Genomic DNA, 21,302 nt, shown 5'->3' with positions numbered 1-21,302 from the left:
TTATATAATCGTTCGTATTTGTAACTAAATATATGCTAAAACTTTTAAATATTATTCGTATATTTCCTCCATTAAAACTATTTGTTCACTGATTAAATTCTTTATGTTAAAATTGTATATAATAATTTTAAGTGAATATTGGCAAATTATATTTAGGAGTGATTTTATGTTTTTATTAAACAAAAAAGTAGATGACAATACCATAAAAGAAATTTCACAACTTATAGATAAATTCTCAGAAGAAATGGAAGAATGTTTTCTTCCTAGTGATGCTAAATTTATATGGTACATAAATGGAAATGAATATTTAGATCAGTCTATAAAAAAAGAGTTAGAAAATTTTGACCTACCATATTTATTTAATTATAAAAAAATTTCTTTAATTAATTGTCTTAATGAGCAGCCGAAAGTAAGAAAATCTTTTTTTTATGCTTTAAATAACATAAAGCAAGGCCAAAACCTTTATTATAATGACGGCCTATTAAAATTTTTAAAAGAGAAAGGAAAATTTTTTGTAAATAATTATCTTAAAGGTTTTCAAAAATCTGCTGAAAAATATAAAAAGCTATTAAATAAAGGAAAACTTCCTGAATACAGAGAATTCTTTGCTTGGATACAAGATGATAAGCTTTACTTGCTTGATAAACTTTTTGTTTATTTAGGCCCTTATAAAATTAATTTAGATTGCATTAATTCATATTATGAAGATGAAAATATGGCAAGAACAGTTTTAGAATACACTGAAAATAATGAAACTAAAACTATAAAATTCAATTTAACCTCCTTTCAAGTACTTAAACAGTTAATTCCTTTTAAAGCTAAAGATTATAAATAATAATTTTAAGAGAGTAGCAAGGAAGGCTTCCCCATTATGCCTTCCTTCTTACTTATATTTTATAAAATTTTTCTTAACTTTTCTAATTCATATTCCTTTATAAATTTACTATTGTTTTCATCTCTTATTATAAGTCTAACCATATTATCCTTTATTTTAAGTACTTTTCCTTTTAATTTACTTCCTATTACATTTACAGGTGTACCGTAATTTAATTCTTTTATACTTTCTGCATTACAATATTCACATTTCTCATTATCTTTTAAAACTCTTTTGCATTCACTGCAGTAATAAAGTTTCCCCATGATTTATCCCTCCAATTAAATTAGTCTATTTAATTATTATTCTATATTTTCTGAATTTTTCCTTCTAATAATTATAAAATTCGTATAAATTAAAATTATTTGCCTAAAATATAAAATTTAAATAATGCAGGAATTTCCCTTATAAAACCAATCCTTTCATGGGATTTATAAGTATTTACATAAACACCTGAAAAACTTGAATCTATTCCTAATTTTTTAGCCATTAATGAAGCTCTTTTTAAATGATAGCTATTAGATACTACAATTGCTTTTTTAAATCCCTTCTTGTCCATTATCATTTTAGAATTTTTTAAATTCTCCATTGTGTTTTTAGATTCATCTTCCTTTATTATATACTCTTCTTTAACTCCTTTCTTTAAAAGATATCTCTTCATAGCCTCTCCTTCAGAAATATCTTCTCCTGGTCCCTTACCACCTGATACTATTATATAATTTGCATATCCTTCCTTAAATAGTCTATACCCTTCCTCAACTCTCCATTGTAAAAAGGGACTAGGTGTTTCTCCGTATACACTACATCCTAATATTATTACACAATCTGATTTTTCTGCTTTAGAGTTTTTTCCAAATTTATAAATGCTAGTTCCTAATATTAAAGTTATAATTGCTCCTGATAAAAATATAATTACTATCATTTTAAAAATTTTTTTCATACTCCTACCTACTTTCTTACATTATTTATAATATGCTAATTATAATAATTCTGTTTCTAAAGCTTCTTCATCCAATATTCTTATTATATTTTTTTCAAATTCTATAAGTCCTTCTTCTTTCATATTTATCATTTCTCTAGAAAGAGAAGGTCGTGGTATTCCTAATTGCTCTGCCATTTCTTTTCTTGACACACTCATCTTTAATATAAAACTATTTTGTTTTTTACTTTCTTCTAAAAGATAATTACAAAGTTTTTGTCTTATATTTTGATAAGATAAAGTTTTAACTTTTTTATTTAACATAAGTATTTTATTTGATAAAAGTCCCATAAAATTGTTTAAAACACTGGTATTTAAACTACATAGCTTAAGCATATCTTCCTTTGATATAAATATTATTGTAGCTTTACTTGCGGCAATAATTGTAGCTGGGTACTTTTTGGCATCTGAAAATATAATTACCTCTCCAAACGTATCTCCTGATTCTAACCTATTTATTGTTACAGTCTTTCCTGAAGCAAAAATTTTTTGAACTTCTACTTTTCCTTCTACTACTATTCCAATACTATTACATAAGTCCTCTTCTATAGCTACAGTTTCACCTTTCCCGTAATAGACTAATCTATATACAGTATTCTTAATTGATGATATTATTTCTTTTTTCTCTATGCCTTTAAATATGGATGACTTTTTTAAAGAATCCAATATTTTATATGATATATCTTCCATATAAATCCTCCTAAATTTAATAATATAGACTTGTAACCTTTGTTACCGACTTATATATGTAATTCTAATATAATAAATTTATAAAATCAATGTATACTAGTTTAGGAGGTTATAAATTATGATAAGAAAAATAATTCATATAGATGAAGAAAAATGTAACGGATGTGGACTATGTGCTAAGGCTTGCCATGAAGGTGCTATAGAAATGATAAATGGTAAAGCCAAACTTCTAAGTGACGAATATTGTGACGGTTTAGGTGATTGTCTTCCTGAATGTCCAACAGGTGCCATTAAAATGATAGAAAGAGAAGCTAAAGATTACAATGAAGAATTAGTACAAAAGAAAATGATGGAAATAAAATCTAATGATCAGCCTTTACCTTGTGGATGTCCTGGAACTGCAGCTAAATTAATTCAAAGAACACCATTAAAAAAAGCAGTTGTATCTAAAAATGAATCCACCTGTTGTACAAATAATGAATCAGAATTAAGACAATGGCCTGTTCAGTTAAATTTAATTAATACTAAAGCTCCTTATTTAAAAGAAGCTAATTTACTTGTCGCAGCTGATTGTACTGCATATGCTTATGCTAATTTTCATAGAGATTTTATAAAAGATCATATAACTGTAATAGGGTGTCCAAAGCTAGATGATAATAACTATTATGAAGAAAAACTTGCTGAAATACTTAAATTAAATAATATTAAAAGCATTACAGTAATAAGAATGGAAGTGCCTTGTTGTGGTGGAATAGTTAATGCTGTAAAACATGCTATGCTAAAATCTCAAACTATTATTCCTTACAAAGAAGTTATTATATCAACAGACGGTAACATTATTTAACAAAATAATTATTTAAATTTGTATTAAAATGTAGTATAATATATTATAGCAATATTTTAAAAATTCAGATAAATTTATCATATATGGATAATTTTTATCTGAATAATTTTTTAATCATAGGGGGAATGGAAATGACAACCTGTACTAGTATGTTCTGTTATCAATGTGAACAAACCTTAGGTGGAAAAGGCTGTACAAAAGCTGGTGTCTGTGGTAAAGATGCTGATGTTGCCGCCCTACAAGACTTGTTAGTATATCAATTAAAAGGTATTGGATTTTACGGAAATGAATTACTAAAAAAAGGTCTTAAAATAGAAAATAGAATTCATAGTTTTGTAATGGATGCCATTTTTTCAACTCTTACAAATGTAAATTTTGATTCAGAAAGATTCCTATGTTATTTAAGAAAATCCCAAGAAATTAAAAATGAGTTAAAAAACTTAGCAGGTGCAATTGAAGTCCCAATTACAAAAGAGGCATTATATATCCTGCCAGAAAAAAAAGAACATATGTTAAAGGATGCAGAAGAGGCTAGTATTTTATGGGACAAATCTTTAAATGAAGACATTCGCTCATTAAGAGAAATGATAATATATGGATTAAAAGGAATGGGGGCTTATGCTCACCATGCTTATGTACTAGGTTATAGTGATGATAATGTTAATAACTTTTTCTATAAAGCCTTAGCTTCTATAATAAATAATAATTTAACATCTGAAGATTTAATAGGAATTAATATAGAATTAGGACAAGTTAATTTAAAATGTATGGAATTACTTGATAAGGCTAACACCTTATCTTATGGAAACCCTGAACCTACAGAAGTATTAATAACAAAGAAAAAAGGACCATTTATTATAGTATCTGGTCATGATTTAAAGGATATAAAACAACTATTAGAGCAAACAGAAGGAAAAGGAATAAATGTTTATACTCATGGTGAAATGCTTCCATCTCATGGTTATCCAGAATTAAAGAAATATAAACATTTAATGGGGAACTATGGAGGCGCTTGGCAAGATCAACAAAAAGAATTTTCTCAAATACCGGGATGTATTCTTATGACTACAAATTGCATACAAAAACCATTAGACTCATATAAAGATAGAATATTTACAAGTGGAATGGTTGGTTGGCCTGATATACAATATATAGAAGAAAAAAATGGACTAAAAGATTTCACTCCTATTATAAATAAGGCTTTAGAACTTGGTGGTTGGAATACAGATGAAGATGAAAAGAAAATTTTAGTAGGTTTTGGTCACCATGCTACATTAAGTCATGCAGATAAAATTATAGAAGCAGTTAAAAATGGATCTATTAAACATTTTTTCTTGATTGGTGGTTGTGATGGTGCTAAACCTGGTAGAAACTATTATACTGAATTTGCTGATTTAGCTCCAAAGGATACTATTATTCTTACTCTCGCTTGTGGTAAATTTAGATTTAACAAAAAAGATTTTGGAACTATTAATGGACTTCCTAGACTATTAGATGTAGGTCAATGTAATGATGCTTATTCAGCTATTAAAATAGCTTTAGCCCTTTCTGAAGCTTTCAATTGTGGAGTCAATGATTTGCCATTATCTTTAATACTATCTTGGTATGAACAAAAAGCTGTATGTATTTTATTATCACTGTTATCCTTAGGGATTAAGGACATTCATTTAGGGCCATCACTACCAGCTTTTATATCACCAAATGTACTTCAAATATTAGTTGATAAATTTAATATAACCCCTATATCGAACCCAGAAAATGACTTAAAAACTATTTTAAAATAAATTAATTGAAAGAATGAGCTTGTCAATAATGTCCTGTGGATGCTATTGATTTAGTAGATTAAAATTTTACAAATAAAAGATGCTATCTAAAATTATACTAGATGGTATCTTTTTATTTTAAAATCATATATATAGTAGATATACATAATTTTTACTGTTTTTAGAAAATTATTAAAATTTTATGTTAAATTATAATAAAAAATCTTTAAATAAGCCCTATTTAATGGTAAAATATGTACATAATGCATGTATTTTCATTAACTACACTTGTGTATTTATGGTTTATGGGGGGATAAATCTATGTTAAAGTTTATTACTGACTCTAGTTCTTGTAATACGATAATTGATGCATTAGTGGAAAAAGACAATAATTTAAATATAGACTTTAAATTATTAGATACTATACTAAATCTACTTATAGAAGGATTTGTATTAAATAAAATAATTTTCGATGAAAATAACTCTCCTTGTGATGCTATTATTACCATGGTAAATAAAAGCTTTGAAAATATCATGTGTATAAAAAATACTGACGTTATTGGTAAAAGTTTAAAAAATTTTTTATTTGACCCTTTAGATCCTTGGCTTGGTATTTTTACACAAGTAGCATTACAAGGGGAAACTATAAGTTTTAAAATATATTCTTCAAAATCTAAAAAATTTTTTAAAGTTAATGCCTTTCGCCCTAGGTATGGAGAACTTGGAATTTTTCTTTCCCCATATATTCAAGATAATAAAAATATAAACTTAATTACTAATATAAAAAGCAAAAAAAAGAAAAATTGGAAGTTCATGGCCTATCATGATCCGCTGACCGCTTTGCCTAATAGAAGATTTTTAGTAGAGAAACTTAATGAAGAGCTTAATTTAGCTAAAAAGTGTAATTATATATTTGCCATAATGTTTATAGATATAGATAACTTCAAAAATATAAATGATAATTTAGGTCATGAAGTTGGAGATTACGTATTAAAGGAATTTTCTTTTAGACTTAAAAACAATATAAGAAGAAATGACTCTGTTTTTAGACTAGGTGGAGATGAGTTTGTGATATTTCTAAAAATAAGTAATGGGTTACAAGATGTAGTTCAAATAGCTAAAAGAATTATTAAAGGACTTCAGATACCTTTTATATATAAAAGTTTACAACTTACTATTACATCAAGTATAGGCATAAGTATTTATCCAAATGACGGTAACAATGTAAATTCTCTTTTAAAACATGCAGATATAGCAATGTACAATGCAAAAAAAGAATGTGGTACTTATTTTAAATTTTATAATAGCACAATTTGGGATGAAATATCTATTTCCAATAATGAAAACCGTTTAACTATATAAAAAAATAAGATCTTCAATTGAAGACCTTATTTTTTAGTTTGGGGTATTTATTATTTAGGAAGTATAGTAAACCTGATTATAAATAATGCTGCCAAAATATAAACTATAGGATGAACTTCTTTTCCTCTTCTTGTAACTAATTTAACAATTGGATAAAATATTATACCTGAAGCTATTCCATTAGCTATACTATAACTAAAAGGCATAATTGCTATAGTGAAGAATGCTGGTAACGCTTCTGTAAAATCATCAAAATCTATTTTCTTAACTGATCCCATCATTAAAACTCCTACTATTATAAGAGCCGGTGATGTAGCCTCTACTGGTACTATTCCAACCAATCCAGTAAAAAACATTGCTAATAAAAATAATATTCCTGTTACCACAGATGCTAAACCAGTTCTTCCACCTTCTGAAATTCCGGCAGTAGATTCTACATATGTTGTTACACTACTTGTACCAAGTAATGCACCTGAAGTAGTTGCTATAGCGTCTGCCATAAGTGCTTTATTCATATTCTTCATTCTTCCATTTTCATCTAACATATTGGCCTTCTGAGCTGTACCAACAAGTGTTCCAATAGTATCAAACATATCAACTAAACTAAAGGATATTACTACCATTAAAATATTCAATATAGCTCCTACTAATCCATTACCCCCAAAATTTAATAACCCTTTTAAATCTAACTGCATAAAAGTAGGTGCAATTGATGGTGGAGTACTTACAAGAGAAGTTAAAGGAATTAATTTTGTTATTCCTAAAGGAATTCCTGCAATAGTAGTAATTAAAATTCCTATCAATATAGATCCCTTAACATTTCTTGACATCAATATAGCAGTAACTGTAATACCTATCAAAGTTAATACCACATGTGGATTTGTAAAATCTCCAAATCCAACTAAAGTAGCTGGATTTGATACTATAATACTTCCACCCTTTAATCCAATTAAAGCTATAAATAAACCTATTCCAGCTGAGATAGCAAATTTTAAATTTTGAGGTATAGCATCAACTATTTTTTCTCTTATAGATGTAAGAGTAATTATTATAAAAAATATTCCTGATATAAATACTGCTGCTAAAGCTTGCTGCCATGTATATCCTAAAGTTAAACAAACACTAAAAGTAAAAAATGCATTAAGACCCATTCCTGGAGCCTGAGCAAAAGGTACATTAGCATAAAGTCCCATTACAAAAGTTCCTATAGCTGCTGAGATACAAGTTGCTCCAAATACTGCTGCTACCATGCTATCATTTAATGCGCTTATTCCTGCCTTAACTGCTGCTTCTCCCAATAATCCTTGTGAGTTCATTCCAGATTGCATTAATATACCTGGATTTACGAATATTATATATGCCATGGTAATAAATGTAGTTATACCTGCAATAATTTCAGTTTTTACATTTGTTTTATTTTGAGATAATTTGAAAAATGAGTCTATAAAAGAAGTTTTATTTACTGCATCTTCTTTTTCTTTTGGTTGTTCCATATCATAAACCTCCTAATTTATACTTTTTGGATTACGAACATTTATATTATTATTACAATAAAATATTAACATTATACTTTAAATAAGTCAATATGTTTTTGAGCTTTTTTTTATCATCGTTCGTATATATAGCTATTTTATGCATTTTAATTTTGATAATGTTCGTAAAAATAATTTATAAAATAAAAAAGGCTTTACTAATTTAGCAAAGCCTTTTTTATTACTATCTTGCTGCAACCTTTCTAACTTCTTCTACTATTTCATCTTCATTTTTATTTAAATTATTAAAATATTTTTTAGTTTCACTTACAACTATTCCGCTAAGTCCTATTAAACCTATTAAATTGGGGATAGCCATAAGTCCATTAACTATATCTGCAATTATCCATATTAAATCTAGCTTTAATATAGCAAGTCCTCCTACAGCAACTATAGCAATAAATGTATACCTATATGGTTTTATTCCCTTTACTCCAAATAAGTATTCTGTACATCTTTCACCATAGTAATTCCATCCAAGAATTGTAGTAAATGCAAAGAACATTAATCCAATAGTTATTATAAGTTTACCTACTATTGGCAATGGTATACCATTTAAAAAAGCAGAATTTGTCATAGCTGCTCCAGCTAAATCAGATTTCCAAGCTCCTGTAAGTATTAAAGTTATTCCTGTCATAGTACATATAACTATAGTATCTATGAATGTTCCTGTCATTGATATAAGACCTTGACGTACACAAGATTTGGTTTTGGCAGCAGCTGCTGCAATTGGAGCACTTCCAAGTCCAGATTCATTAGAAAACACCCCTCTTGCTACACCATTTTGTATAGCCTGTTTAACTGTAGCACCTAAAAATCCTCCCACAGCTGCGCTAGGTTTAAAAGCACTTTCTAAAATTAAAGCCACAGCTCCTGGTACTAATTTTATATTTAATATTAATATAATCAATGATGCTAAAATATATAATATAGCCATAAATGGAACTATCTTTTCAGCTACTTTAGCAATACTTTTTATTCCTCCTAAAGTTACCATAGCTACTAACAATGTAATTATAATTCCTGATACTATAACTGGTACACCATAAGAATCTTTTAAAGAATCAGATATTGCATTTATTTGAGCAAAAGTTCCTATTCCAAAAAAAGCAACTCCTATTCCAAACACTGCAAACATTTTTGCCAACCATTTACTTCCTAATCCTCTTTCAATATAATACATAGGACCGCCAGACATTTGTCCATTTTTATCAACTACTCTATATTTTACTGCAAGTAAACCTTCTGCATATTTAGTAGCCATTCCAAAGAAGGCTGCCATCCACATCCAAAATAATGCTCCAGGTCCTCCTGCTTTAATTGCCGTAGCCACACCTACAATATTTCCTGTACCAATAGTAGCTGCTAATGCAGTACATAAAGCTTGGAAACTTGTAACATCTCCTTCTCCTTTGCTATCTTCATCTTGTTTTGAAAAAAGATACTTAAATGCTATTGGTAATTTTCTAATTTGAATTACACCAAGTCGTAGAGTTAGGTATATACCTGTTCCTACAAGTAGAATTAGTAAAGGTGCTCCCCATACTATTGAATCGATTTTAGTAAAGATTTGAATTAATTTTTCCATTTCCCATCCTCCTATTATTTTTGATTTGGACAGAGGATGAATAGAGACAACGCAAATAAAATAGAGGTCTTTTCAAAAAATGATAGACCTCTGGATTACAGTTCTATTCTCTGTCCTTTTACCTGAGAGTTTCATTGAAATATTTCAACTTGCTCCTTCGGTGCTCATTTAAGAGTCTCTCCAGAGTTTCGTCCAATAACAGTCCTCCCCATAAATAATGGTACCTGAAAGATTAACATCTTCGGTGGGCATAAAGCCTCTCTCCTATTACCTTCATCCGAACCACTTATTAAATTATATAAGATTATATCATCTATTTTTTTTAATTGCAATATATTTTAAATAAAATTTTATTGGTATTTTTCTATTTTTTGTAAAAATATTTTCTAATTCCCTTAATTAAAGGAACAGCAAGAATTATACCTACCAATACCTCTATAATATTTCCTGGAACTTCTCCTAAAGCTATTATTAAACTCTCATTAATGCTTGCAGTTTTTACATATATAAATCTTGTAATTACAGCATTTGCTATATAATAAGCTAAAACCATCCATGTACCAGCACATAAAAAAGCCAAAATATTATTTCTAGTATCAAGCCCATTAAAATCTTTTCTATATGCTATTGTAGCCGCAATATAAGCCATTCCCCCTTTTATAACTAGGGTAAATGGTGCCCAAATAAAGTATGCTCCTAGCATATCCGCTAAAAACATTCCTAATGCCGCTCCTATTGTTCCATTTTTCTTACCTAAAAGTATAGCTGATAAAAATACCATGCTATCTCCTAAATGAGTATATCCTATAAGAGTAGGAACTCTTATAGTCATAGTAACCAAACAAGTAATTGCCGCAATCAAGCTAATTTGAACTATTTCAGCTGTTTTATTTCCAGTCCACAATTTATTTTCCATAAAATCACCTACTTTTAATTATTTCATACTCTTGAATATTATTATAAGATATTTTTATAATCTATCAAATGTATGGATACATTAATATAATAAAAAACACCCTAACTTAAAGGGCGTTTTTTAAAATATGGAAAGGTAACTTTTATATTAAATTGTTTTTGAACTTGCATGAAGTTGTGATAATCTTTTTTTGGCTGCTACCAAAAAGATTGCTAATACAATTATTGCTCCAATTACTCCAACAGGATATCCTATTGCTGTAGACATTTTAAATCCTTCTGGAGCAACTATAATGTAAGTTATACTTACTGCTGTCATAAATACTGCTGGTATACTTGCTATCCAATGCATTTTTTCATTATGAACTAAATACATGGCTGAAGCCCATAAAACCACTGTAGCTAAAGCCTGATTTGACCATCCAAAATATCTCCAAATAACATTGAAATCTATTTGAGTTAAAACAAACCCTATTACAAATAATGGTATACTAATTGCTAATCTTCCTTTGATTTTTTCTTGTTTATAATTAATTGAATCTGCTATAGTAAGTCTTGCACTTCTAAAAGCAGTATCTCCTGAAGTTATAGGACACGCTACAACTCCAAGTATAGCAAGAGCTCCTCCAACTTTTCCAAGTAGTGAATTACATATTACATTTACTGCCCAAGCTGCATTATTACCATTAGCTGTCATAGCTACATTTAATTTTGTTACTCCATCTACTCCATTAGGACCTGCAAAATAGCTCATTGATGCTGCTGCCCAAATTAAAGCTACTATACCTTCTGCTATCATAGATCCATAAAATATTCTTCTACCTTGTTTTTCATTAGTTATACATCTTGCCATTAATGGTGATTGTGTAGAATGAAATCCTGATATAGCTCCACAAGCGATAGTTACAAATAATACCGGGAATAAAGGTGTTGTCCCTGGGTTACTATGCATATTATATAAGTTTGATGGAATAGCTTCTGGTATAGGATAACCATCTAAAATTAATTTTGCCCCTACACCTACAGCCATAACAAGTAAACATATACCAAATATAGGATATATTTTCCCTATGAGTTTGTCCACGGGAAGCAATGTAGCTAAAATATAATATGCAAATATAACATATAACCAAAAATTCTTGTCTAAAGAATTAGGAGTCAAACTTGCAAGTAATCCAGCTGGTCCTGTTACAAAAACTACTCCTACTAACACTAAGAGTATAACTGAAAATACTCTCATAAATTGCTTAAATCCGCCTCCAAGATATTTACCTACTACTTCGGGAACACTAGCTCCATCATGTCTAACTGAAAGCATTCCTGAAAAATAATCATGTACTCCTCCTGCAAATATACAGCCAAATACAATCCATAAAAAAGCTGCTGGTCCAAACATTGCGCCTAAAATAGCTCCAAATATTGGTCCCAATCCTGCAATATTTAAAAATTGTATTAAAAATATCTTCCATTCTGGCATAGGTACATAGTCTACACCATCTTCCAAACGTATAGCTGGAGTCTCTATATTTTCATCTGCTCCGAAAAACCTTTCAACTACTTTTCCATAAATAAAGTATCCCACTACTAGTGCAATAAGAGAAATGATAAATGATACCATCAATAAAACCTCCTTAAATCATAATAAAAAACCTTTTCACTAGCTTTTAAAATCTCTTTAATATTTCAAATAAATTATATTAAAATTCTGATTTCTTATATATACTTTTATGGTAAACGGAATAATGTTCACAGTGAAGTGCAAAATATAGGGGGTAAACAGCCTAATTATAGTTGTGAAAATCATTTAAACATTGTTTTTTTTGTGTATAATTGTAGTATCAAATTTATTAAATTTAAGGTGGTATAAATTTATGATATATATTCAATTATTAGAAAGCATGTCTCTAATAGCATTAGCTGCATATATATATGGTCAAATTACAATATCAAAAAGATTTTTTGCTAAAAATAAAGATCCTTTTTCAAACGAACTAACAATAATACTATTTTTTACTGTGCTTTCTATAATTGGTACTTATACTGGAATAAATGTAGATCCTAAATCATCTAATAGCACAATGACTATGATTAATCCATACGCTATAGCTAACACTAGGCCTATTGGCGCTATTGCTGCTGGATATATAGGTGGACCAGCAATTGGTTTTATGGTTGGAACTCTTGCTGGTTTTCAAAGATATAGTATGGGTGGTTTTACTGCTCTAGCTTGTGGTATATCTACTATTGTGGAAGGACTATGTGGTGGATTTGCAAGACAATACTTAAAAAAAGATCACTTAGACCCTAAAATTGGTTTAATAGCTGCTGTAATAGCAGAATCTCTTCAGATGATAATTATTTTAGTATTTTCCAAACCTTTTAATGAAGCTTTAGAATTAGAAAAAATAATAGCTATACCTATGATACTTATAAACTCTTTTGGAGTTGTAATATTTATAAATATTATTAACGATGCTGCTGAACAATATAACAGAATAGGAGCTATTCAGGCACAAAAAACATTGATAATTGCAGAGCAAACATTAAAATATTTGAAAAAAGGCTTCAATAATGAAACTGCTGAAAATGTAGCTAAAATAATATATGATGTTAATAATTTCAAAGGTGTATTTGTTGCAAATAATAAAGAATTATTATATTATTGTGGAAAAAAAATCCCCTTAGAATATTTAAATGAGTCCCTTAATTCCTATTTTCTTAATCCTGAATATAAAATAGTGCCTATATCCAATGGGAATATGAGGAATGAATTAATCTTTTTCTTTATTCCAATATTTAATAAAGATAAATTAGAAGCTGTCATAGGCTTAAAACTAAAATCTAAAAATTATGTGGATGAATACTTTATACAATTTGCCAAACAATTAAGTAGTCTTTTATCTAATCAATTACAAATATATAAATTAAACCAAATAGCTCATGAAGCTTGCATTGCAGAATATAAAGCTTTACGTACTCAAATTCATCCCCATTTTTTATTTAATGCATTAAATACAATAGCTTCTTTTTGTAGAATAAATCCTAATAAAGCACGTGAACTTATTATAAATCTTTCCAACTATTTTAGACAAACATTGAAAAGAGAAGAAGATTTCGTTACAATTAAAGATGAATGTGATTTCTTAAATTCATATTTATCTATAGAACATGCAAGATTTGGTGATAGACTTAAGGTAAATATAAATATACCAGGTAATTTACTACAACGTAAAATACCAGTATTTATACTTCAGCCAATTGTTGAAAACTCCATAAAACATGGTATATTACCTAGGCCTTCTGGTGGAATTGTAAATATTAATGTAAATTTAGTAAATGATGAATTAATTTTCACAGTGGAAGATAATGGAATCGGAATGGATGATAATAAATTGTCCAACTTATTTCTTAATCCTTCTGGTATTGGATTAAGAAATGTAAATGAACGACTAAAACTATTATACGGAGATAATTATAAATTAAAAATTAACAGTTCACTTAATGAAGGCACTTGTGTAAGTTTTACAATTCCTAAAGGAGATGAATAAATGAAACAAATAAATTGTATAATAGTTGAAGATGAAATTCCTGCTGCAGAGGAATTAAAATTTTTATTAAATAAATATGATTTTTTAAATATTTTAGCTATATGTTCTGATGGCCTTACTGCTATGAACATTATAAAAAAACATAATCCTCAAGCTATATTTCTAGATATAAATATACCTGTAAAAAATGGAATGGATTTAGCAAAAGAAATAAAAGATTTTAATAACGATATACAAATTATATTTGTTACAGCTTATGAAGAACATGCTTTAGAAGCCTTTGAAATTGAAGCATTGGACTATATACTAAAACCTTTTGATGAAAAAAGAATAGATACTACAATACGTCGACTCTTTAATAAGTTTACAGAAAAACAGAATAATATAGAGCTTCCTAAAGTTATAGATGAAATAATGCATCAGCTAACTATACAAGAACAAACTGTTCAAAAAATCCCTTGTGAAAACTATGGAAAAATAATATTAGTTTCACTAAAAGATATTTTTTATTGCTATACTGAAAATGAAAAAGTCTTTGTAAAAACTTTTAATAATAAATATTTTACAAACTATACTATGCATAAAATTCAGCATAAATCTCACTTTTTTAGAGCTCATAGAAGTTATTTAGTAAATTTAAACAATATAAAAGAACTTTATTCTTGGTTTAATGGAACCTATAAATTAGTAATGAATGATAAAGAAAATTCCGAAGTTCCTATAAGTAGAAATAATGTTAAAAAATTAAAAGAAATTCTTGGACTTTAATAAAAAATAAATTTATAGAAAAAATTTTTCTATAAATTTATTTTTCATCATTTATTTTAAGCTTTTTAGCAGCCCTTTCTGGTGATACAGAATTTTGTATTATTCCAGTTGTTATTTCAAAACCTGCATGTCTAGATATTCTAGGATAAATGTTTAAATAAAAATGAGAATAATTATTGTCTTTCTTAGAAAAATAAAAACCTATATTTAAAGGAATATCTCCTAGTTCCAAAAAAATTTTATTCTGTATTTTATAAATACAGTAACTTAGTGATTCAATATCCTCTGTAGAAAAATTTAAAAATCCTACATGATCCTTTTTCATTATTGTAACTTCATAAGAAAAAATAGGAGCTATAGAGCAAAAACATATAAACTTAGAATTTTCATAAATTATTCTTTCTTTAAATCTTTTCTCTTCTTTTATAATATTACAGTATAAGCACTTTCTTTGCTTTACATATAAATTATGATTATATTTTATAGTTCTTTTTATTTTTTCAGGTATTATATTTAATGCAATTATTTGAGAATGGGGGTGTGATAATGATGCTCCTGCCTCTTTCTTGTAGTTTTTAAATATTTGTATATATTTAATATTATTGTCTTTATATATGTCTCTACATACTGTAATATACGATTTTATAATATAATATATATGTTCACTTGTAAATTCATGAAGTTTTTTATTATGTTCTCTACTTTCTACCACTACATAATGATAACCACATATTTCATCATTATTAATGTTGTATTCTATACATGGATATTTATTTGGTATAACTCTTACAATCCAAGGAGTTCCTACTTCATATATAGCATTATCACTTTCTTTTTCGTTTCCAACGCAAAATGGACAATCTGCTTTAAAAGAAATATTATTTTTTTCATTACTATTATTAAAATCATAGGGCCTATCTCCTCTTTTTTCTGAAATCAGTACATATTTTCCATTCCAAACTTCTCTTCTATAATTACTCATAATCCCTAAAAATTGTATATCAATTTTTAATTTTGCCTCCTTTCCTTTGTTCTAATATATATTAAGAAAAATACCCAACATAATATTCCAAGAATACTTACCATCTGTGCCACTCTCATATTCCCAAACATTAAACTATCTGTTCTTAAACCTTCAATGAAAAACCTGCCCAATGAATATAAACCTATATAAGTAAATACGGTAATTCCTTCTATTAAAGTCTTTTTTAGAATTATTATTAATACTATGCATACAAAAATATTCCATAATGATTCATATAAAAAAGTTGGATGATAGTATACCCCATCTATAAACATTCCCTTTTGAATAAACTTAGGAAAATGTTTTATAAATTCGTAGCTTACAGGCCCTCCATGAGCTTCACTGTTAAAAAAATTCCCCCATCTTCCTATGCCCTGAGCTAAAATTAAAGATGGTGCTGCTATATCAGCAAATTTCAAAAAGTTTTCTTTCTTATTTTTAATATATATATAAGCAGTAACTAACCCGAATATTATTCCTCCATGAATGGCAAGGCCCCCTTCTCTTATATTTAAAGCACTCAATAGGTTATCTTTGTAATACTGAAAATTAAAGATTACATAATATAATCTTGCTCCAATTACGGCTATTGGAAAAGCTATAAAAAAAGTATTAAATAGCATATCAAAATCTACATTTTTCAATTTAGAAGTATATTTAGCTAACCATAAACTTAATAACACTCCTGTTGCAATAAATATTCCATACCATCTTATATCTATACCAAAAATACTAAATGCTATTGGATTCAATGTATCTCCTCCTTATTTTTTATAATTATTATTTTACTCTATATTGCGTATTTTAGCCAATTTATTAATATTATCTCAATTTTAAACTAAATTTTGAGAACGATAAATTTTTAACATAAATAATTAGCTAAAATTCTAACTATATTATTCCAAATTTCAGAAATTATGATAAAATAGTATATAAGGGGGAAAAATGAGAATTTTAAATAAAAATATTTTAACAATTTTATATGTCATACTATTCTTAAAAAAATAATTTTTAATTATTTTTAGGAATATTATATTATATTTAGAAAATTATTTTTGATAATCCAGTTGTTTTTTGTCTTTTTTTGTCTTTTTTTGTCTTTTTTTGCTTTAAAATAGACTTATTTTTTTAATTCTTTTTTGATATAATCAATTTATGTTAAATTTAAAACATAGTAAAGGAGGTTTTTATGGTGTGCTGCAAAAATGAGGTAATGGAAGGTAAATTTAATCAATTAAGTGAATTTATTAACACTCTTGAAAATAAAGAAGGTTCGTTAATAGCTGTCTTGCATAAAGCTCAAAATATATTTGGATATCTTCCTAAAGAAGTTCAGATGTTTATCGCTAAACAATTAGACATACCTGTATCTAGAGTTTATGGCGTGGTAACTTTCTATTCTTATTTTAACACAGAACCAAAAGGTAAATATGTAATAAACGTATGTATGGGTACTGCTTGCTTCGTTAGAGGTGCTGGAGACGTAGTTGATGAACTACAAAAGAAATTAAATATAAAAATTGGAGAAACCACAACTGACGGAAAATTCACTTTGGAAGTTTTAAGATGTGTAGGTGCCTGTGGATTAGCTCCTGTAGTAACTGTAAATGATAAAGTTTATGGACACTTTACTAAAGATAAAGTGGACAAATTATTAGAAGAGTATAGTGAGTAAGGGAGGAATAACCGTTGGTTAAAATAAAATCCTTTGAAGAACTTCAAAAGCTTAAGACAGAATTTGAAGAACTAATTAGACTTAAAAAATTTTCTCATGAAGAAGAATTAAAAGCTGAAGGAAAAAGATGTCATCGTTATATATCCATATGCGGAGGTACTGGCTGTAAATCTTCAGCAAGTTATGATATATTAAAAAATTTTAATGAAGGTATAGAAAAAGTTGGCCTTTCTCAAGAAGTTCAAGTATCAATAACTGGATGCTTTGGTTTTTGTGAAAAAGGACCTATTGTTCATATAACTCCAGATAATGCTTTCTATGTAAGTGTAAAACCTGAAGATGTAGAAGAAATTATTGAAAAGCATCTATTGAAAGGAGAAGTAGTAGAAAGACTTCTCTATATAGAACCTACTCTTCAAAAGAAAGTTAAAAGACAAGATGAAATGTCTTTTTATAAAAAACAAATGAGAATTGCTCTTAGAAATTGTGGTCTTATAAATCCTGAAGATATAAGAGAATCTATTGCAGAAAATGGTTATATGGCCTTAGCAAAAGCCTTAACCCAAATGAGTCAAGATGATGTAATTAATATAATAACAGATTCAGGACTTCGTGGAAGAGGTGGTGGTGGATTCCCTACAGGTAAAAAGTGGGGTTTCGCTAAAAAATATGATAGTAATAAAAAATATATAATCTGTAATGCAGATGAAGGAGATCCTGGTGCATTTATGGATCGTTCTATACTTGAAGGAGATCCTCATAGTATTCTAGAAGCTATGGCTATTGCTGGTTATGCTATTGGTGCAAATGAAGGAAACATATATATTAGAGCAGAATATCCTCTTGCAGTAGAAAGACTTTATAAAGCAATTGATGAAGCTCATCAGTACGGTTTATTAGGTGATAATATACTAGGGACAAACTTTAGCTTCGATATTCATATTAAATATGGTGCAGGTGCCTTTGTATGTGGAGAAGAAACAGCTCTAATTCACTCAATAGAAGGTAATCGTGGTGAGCCTACAAATAAACCTCCATTCCCTGCAGAAAGTGGGCTTTGGAATAAACCTACCTGTGTTAATAACGTAGAGACATTAGCTATAGTGCCTGATATTATAAACAAAGGAGTAGACTGGTTTAAATCTATTGGAACAGAAACCTCAAAAGGAACAAAAGTTTTTGCCTTAGCTGGAAAAGTTAATAATGTAGGTCTTGTAGAAGTACCTATGGGAACAACCCTTAGAGAAATAATATATGATATTGGCGGTGGAATAAAAAATGGTCGTAAGTTTAAAGCTGTTCAAACAGGAGGACCTTCTGGTGGATGTATTCCTAGTAGCCATTTAGACACTGCTATTGACTATGAATCATTAACAGCAATTGGTTCAATGATGGGTTCTGGCGGAATGATTGTAATGGATGAAGATAACTGTATGGTGGATATAGCTAAATTCTATCTTGAATTTACTGTTGATGAATCTTGTGGAAAATGTACTCCTTGTAGAATAGGAAACAAACGTTTATTAGAAATATTAACAAGAATAACAGAAGGAAATGGAACAGAAGAGGATTTAGTTAAATTAAAAGAACTATCTCAAACCATTAAAGATACTTCACTTTGTGGTCTTGGTCAAACAGCCCCTAACCCTATATTGAGTACTATGAAATATTTTATGAATGAATATGAAGCTCATGTTAAAGAAAAACGTTGTCCTGCAGGAGTCTGTAAAAATCTTTTACATTACTATGTTACAGATAAATGTATAGGTTGTACAAAATGCGCTAGAGTATGTCCTACTTCCTGTATTACTGGTAAGGTAAAAGAGAAACATGAAATTATCCAAGATAAATGTATTAAATGCGGCACATGTTATAGTGCTTGCCCTGTAGGAGCTATAGTAAGAAAATAATATTTCAGAAAGAGGTGTGAACTTTGAGTTTAGTAACTCTTACCATAAACAATAAAAAAATTGAAGTTGAAGAAGGAACAACTATACTAAATGCCGCTAAAAAATTAAATATAAACATTCCTACCCTTTGTCACTTAAAAATTCATGATAATAAGACAGAAAACCACCCTGGTTCCTGTAGAGTATGTGTAGTAGAAGTGGAAGGTAAAAAGAATCTAGCACCTGCTTGTTGTACTCCTGTCACTGAAGGAATGGTAGTTAAAACTAATTCTATTAAAGCTATACAAGCTCGTAGAACTATGGTAGAACTCTTATTATCAGATCATCCACAGGATTGCTTACTATGTGAAAAAAATACAGAATGTGAACTCCAAAGTTTAGCAGCAGATATGGGTATAAAATCTATAAGATACACTGGTGAAATATCAAGATTCCCAAAAGATACATCTTCTTTCTCTATAGTAAGAGATTTAGATAAATGTATCCTTTGTAGAAGATGTGTTACTATGTGTAATGATGTGCAAACTGTTGGCGTGCTTTCTGCTGTAGATAGAGGATTTAATACTGTTATATCGCCAGCTTTTTCTGCTGATATGTTAGACACTAATTGTACATTCTGTGGACAATGTGTTGCTGTATGCCCTACAGGTGCTTTAACAGAAGTAAATAATACTTCAAAGGTTTGGGATGCTTTAGATGATACAGATAAAGTAGTTATAATTCAGACAGCTCCAGCAATTAGAGCAGCCTTAGGAGAAGAATTTGGTTTAGAACCAGGAACTGTAGTAACAGGTAAAATGGTATCTGCTCTTCATGCTCTTGGTTTCCATAAAGTTTTTGATACAGATTTTGCAGCAGACTTAACTATATTAGAAGAAGCCAACGAACTTATCCACAGACTTGAACATGGTGGAAGACTTCCTATGCTTACAAGCTGTTGTCCTGGTTGGATAAAATTCTTCGAACATCAATTTAGTGATTTATTAGACATACCATCTACTTGTAAATCACCTCAACAGATGTTTGGGGCTATTGCTAAAACATATTTAGCTGAAAAAATGGGAATTAACCCTAAAAATTTAGTAGTTGTATCTGTAATGCCTTGTCTTGCTAAAAAATATGAAGCTGCAAGACCAGAAATGTCTAGAGATGGAATTCCTGATGTAGATATAGTTATAAGTACAAGAGAATTAGCTAAAATGATAAAGGAAGCAGGTATAGACTTTAATTCTTTAGAAGATGATTCCTTCGATAATCCATTAGGTGAATCCACTGGAGCCGCTGCAATCTTTGGTGTAACTGGTGGAGTTATGGAAGCAGCTTTACGTACTGCTTATGAAGTAATAACTAAAGAGGATTTAAAAGATGTAAACTTTATTGCAGTTCGTGGAATGAAAGGTATAAAGGAAGCTACTATAAAAATAAAAGATATGGATGTAAAAGTAGCTATAGCTAGTGGCCTTGGTAATGCTCGCAAACTATTACAAAATATAAGAGAAGGTAAAGCTTACTATCATATGATAGAAATAATGGCTTGCCCTGGTGGTTGTATAGATGGTGGAGGTCAACCATATATGCATGAAAATATAAATATTTTAGAAAAGCGAATGGAAGCTTTATACAAAGAAGATTCAAATAAGACACTTAGAAAATCTCATGAAAACCCATTTATTATAAAACTTTATAAAGAATTTTTAGGCGAGCCTTATGGTGAAAAAGCTCATGAATTACTTCATACTACATATATAAAAAGATAAATGTCTTTTTATATATGTAATAGTAAAAAATTAAAAAGGCATAATCCAATATTGGATTATGCCTTTTTAATTT

At 28.7% G+C, this 21,302-nt stretch carries 18 protein-coding genes and 1 riboswitch; of the genes, 9 read left to right on the top strand and 9 right to left on the bottom strand.

What is annotated here, in order from left to right:
• Positions 1–166: 166 nt before the first annotated feature.
• Positions 167–835 carry a hypothetical protein gene (locus J2Z24_RS01400; RefSeq protein ID WP_035150181.1) on the top strand — a complete coding sequence of 223 codons (669 nt, stop codon included), beginning with the start codon at positions 167–169 and terminating at the stop codon, positions 833–835.
• A 59-nt stretch (positions 836–894) separates the two neighbouring features.
• Here the strand turns inward: J2Z24_RS01400 and J2Z24_RS01395 are convergent, their stop codons facing one another.
• The 3 genes from J2Z24_RS01395 to J2Z24_RS01385 all read right to left on the bottom strand — a co-directional run bounded on the left by J2Z24_RS01395 (position 895) and on the right by J2Z24_RS01385 (position 2,543).
• Positions 895–1,140, bottom strand: a complete 246-nt coding sequence (locus J2Z24_RS01395; RefSeq protein WP_035150178.1) for a hypothetical protein — start codon at positions 1,138–1,140, stop codon at positions 895–897.
• A 95-nt stretch (positions 1,141–1,235) separates the two neighbouring features.
• Complete coding sequence (locus J2Z24_RS01390) at positions 1,236–1,814, bottom strand: YdcF family protein (protein WP_035150175.1); 579 nt, start codon at positions 1,812–1,814, stop codon at positions 1,236–1,238.
• A gap of 39 nt (positions 1,815–1,853) precedes the next feature.
• Positions 1,854–2,543, bottom strand: coding sequence for a Crp/Fnr family transcriptional regulator (locus J2Z24_RS01385; protein WP_035150172.1), 690 nt, complete (start codon positions 2,541–2,543; stop codon positions 1,854–1,856).
• A 118-nt stretch (positions 2,544–2,661) separates the two neighbouring features.
• Here J2Z24_RS01385 and J2Z24_RS01380 point away from each other — a divergent pair, with 118 nt between their 5' ends.
• The 3 genes from J2Z24_RS01380 (at position 2,662) to J2Z24_RS01370 (ending at position 6,512) form a co-directional block, all read left to right on the top strand.
• Complete coding sequence (locus J2Z24_RS01380) at positions 2,662–3,387, top strand: ATP-binding protein (protein ID WP_035150169.1); 726 nt, start codon at positions 2,662–2,664, stop codon at positions 3,385–3,387.
• Positions 3,388–3,518: 131 nt separating this feature from the next.
• Entirely contained in the window at positions 3,519–5,171 is a 1,653-nt protein-coding gene (gene hcp / locus J2Z24_RS01375) for a hydroxylamine reductase (protein WP_241392975.1), read from the top strand.
• A 300-nt stretch (positions 5,172–5,471) separates the two neighbouring features.
• The gene (locus J2Z24_RS01370) at positions 5,472–6,512 is read left to right on the top strand and encodes a GGDEF domain-containing protein (protein WP_051593377.1); all 1,041 of its coding nucleotides are present in this window, start codon (positions 5,472–5,474) and stop codon (positions 6,510–6,512) included.
• 50 nt (positions 6,513–6,562) lie between these two features.
• Here J2Z24_RS01370 and J2Z24_RS01365 read toward each other — a convergent pair whose 3' ends face one another.
• The 4 genes from J2Z24_RS01365 to J2Z24_RS01350 all read right to left on the bottom strand — a co-directional run bounded on the left by J2Z24_RS01365 (position 6,563) and on the right by J2Z24_RS01350 (position 12,165).
• On the bottom strand, positions 6,563–8,005 hold the full coding sequence (locus J2Z24_RS01365) for an NCS2 family permease (protein WP_035150164.1): 1,443 nt from the start codon (positions 8,003–8,005) through the stop codon (positions 6,563–6,565).
• 223 nt (positions 8,006–8,228) lie between these two features.
• Positions 8,229–9,632 (bottom strand): alanine/glycine:cation symporter family protein, encoded by a 1,404-nt coding sequence (locus tag J2Z24_RS01360; protein ID WP_035150161.1) that lies wholly within the window; start codon positions 9,630–9,632, stop codon positions 8,229–8,231.
• Positions 9,633–9,732: 100 nt separating this feature from the next.
• Positions 9,733–9,826: riboswitch (glycine riboswitch) on the bottom strand.
• Positions 9,827–9,996: 170 nt separating this feature from the next.
• Positions 9,997–10,548: an ECF transporter S component gene (locus J2Z24_RS01355; RefSeq protein WP_035150158.1), complete on the bottom strand. Its 552-nt coding sequence runs from the start codon at positions 10,546–10,548 to the stop codon at positions 9,997–9,999.
• Between the two features lie 147 nt (positions 10,549–10,695).
• Positions 10,696–12,165, bottom strand: a complete 1,470-nt coding sequence (locus J2Z24_RS01350) for a carbon starvation CstA family protein (RefSeq protein ID WP_035150156.1) — start codon at positions 12,163–12,165, stop codon at positions 10,696–10,698.
• Between the two features lie 253 nt (positions 12,166–12,418).
• Between J2Z24_RS01350 and J2Z24_RS01345 the strand changes: the two genes are divergently transcribed.
• Both J2Z24_RS01345 and J2Z24_RS01340 read left to right on the top strand, forming a co-directional pair.
• Positions 12,419–14,095: a LytS/YhcK type 5TM receptor domain-containing protein gene (locus tag J2Z24_RS01345; RefSeq protein WP_035150152.1), complete on the top strand. Its 1,677-nt coding sequence runs from the start codon at positions 12,419–12,421 to the stop codon at positions 14,093–14,095.
• The gene (locus J2Z24_RS01340; RefSeq protein ID WP_111947782.1) at positions 14,096–14,863 is read left to right on the top strand and encodes a LytR/AlgR family response regulator transcription factor; all 768 of its coding nucleotides are present in this window, start codon (positions 14,096–14,098) and stop codon (positions 14,861–14,863) included. It abuts the gene before it with no gap.
• A 37-nt stretch (positions 14,864–14,900) separates the two neighbouring features.
• Here the strand turns inward: J2Z24_RS01340 and J2Z24_RS01335 are convergent, their stop codons facing one another.
• Both J2Z24_RS01335 and lgt read right to left on the bottom strand, forming a co-directional pair.
• Positions 14,901–15,845, bottom strand: coding sequence for a galactose-1-phosphate uridylyltransferase (locus tag J2Z24_RS01335; RefSeq protein ID WP_111947781.1), 945 nt, complete (start codon positions 15,843–15,845; stop codon positions 14,901–14,903).
• Between the two features lie 26 nt (positions 15,846–15,871).
• Positions 15,872–16,639, bottom strand: a complete 768-nt coding sequence (gene lgt / locus J2Z24_RS01330) for a prolipoprotein diacylglyceryl transferase (protein WP_035149067.1) — start codon at positions 16,637–16,639, stop codon at positions 15,872–15,874.
• A gap of 437 nt (positions 16,640–17,076) precedes the next feature.
• Here lgt and nuoE point away from each other — a divergent pair, with 437 nt between their 5' ends.
• The 3 genes from nuoE to J2Z24_RS01315 are packed head-to-tail and all read left to right on the top strand — an operon-like array spanning position 17,077 to position 21,229.
• Positions 17,077–17,562 carry an NADH-quinone oxidoreductase subunit NuoE gene (gene nuoE, locus J2Z24_RS01325; RefSeq protein WP_085058954.1) on the top strand — a complete coding sequence of 162 codons (486 nt, stop codon included), beginning with the start codon at positions 17,077–17,079 and terminating at the stop codon, positions 17,560–17,562.
• Positions 17,563–17,576: 14 nt separating this feature from the next.
• Complete coding sequence (nuoF, locus tag J2Z24_RS01320; RefSeq protein ID WP_035144445.1) at positions 17,577–19,472, top strand: NADH-quinone oxidoreductase subunit NuoF; 1,896 nt, start codon at positions 17,577–17,579, stop codon at positions 19,470–19,472.
• Between the two features lie 23 nt (positions 19,473–19,495).
• Positions 19,496–21,229, top strand: a complete 1,734-nt coding sequence (locus J2Z24_RS01315; RefSeq protein WP_035144444.1) for an NADH-dependent [FeFe] hydrogenase, group A6 — start codon at positions 19,496–19,498, stop codon at positions 21,227–21,229.
• Positions 21,230–21,302: the final 73 nt, after the last annotated feature.

The sequence above is a fragment of the Clostridium tetanomorphum genome, assembly GCF_017873215.1.
Lineage (GTDB): Bacteria > Bacillota > Clostridia > Clostridiales > Clostridiaceae > Clostridium_AO > Clostridium_AO tetanomorphum.
Note: the sequence above shows the minus strand (reverse complement) of the source record. Positions and strands in the feature narration are given on the sequence as shown.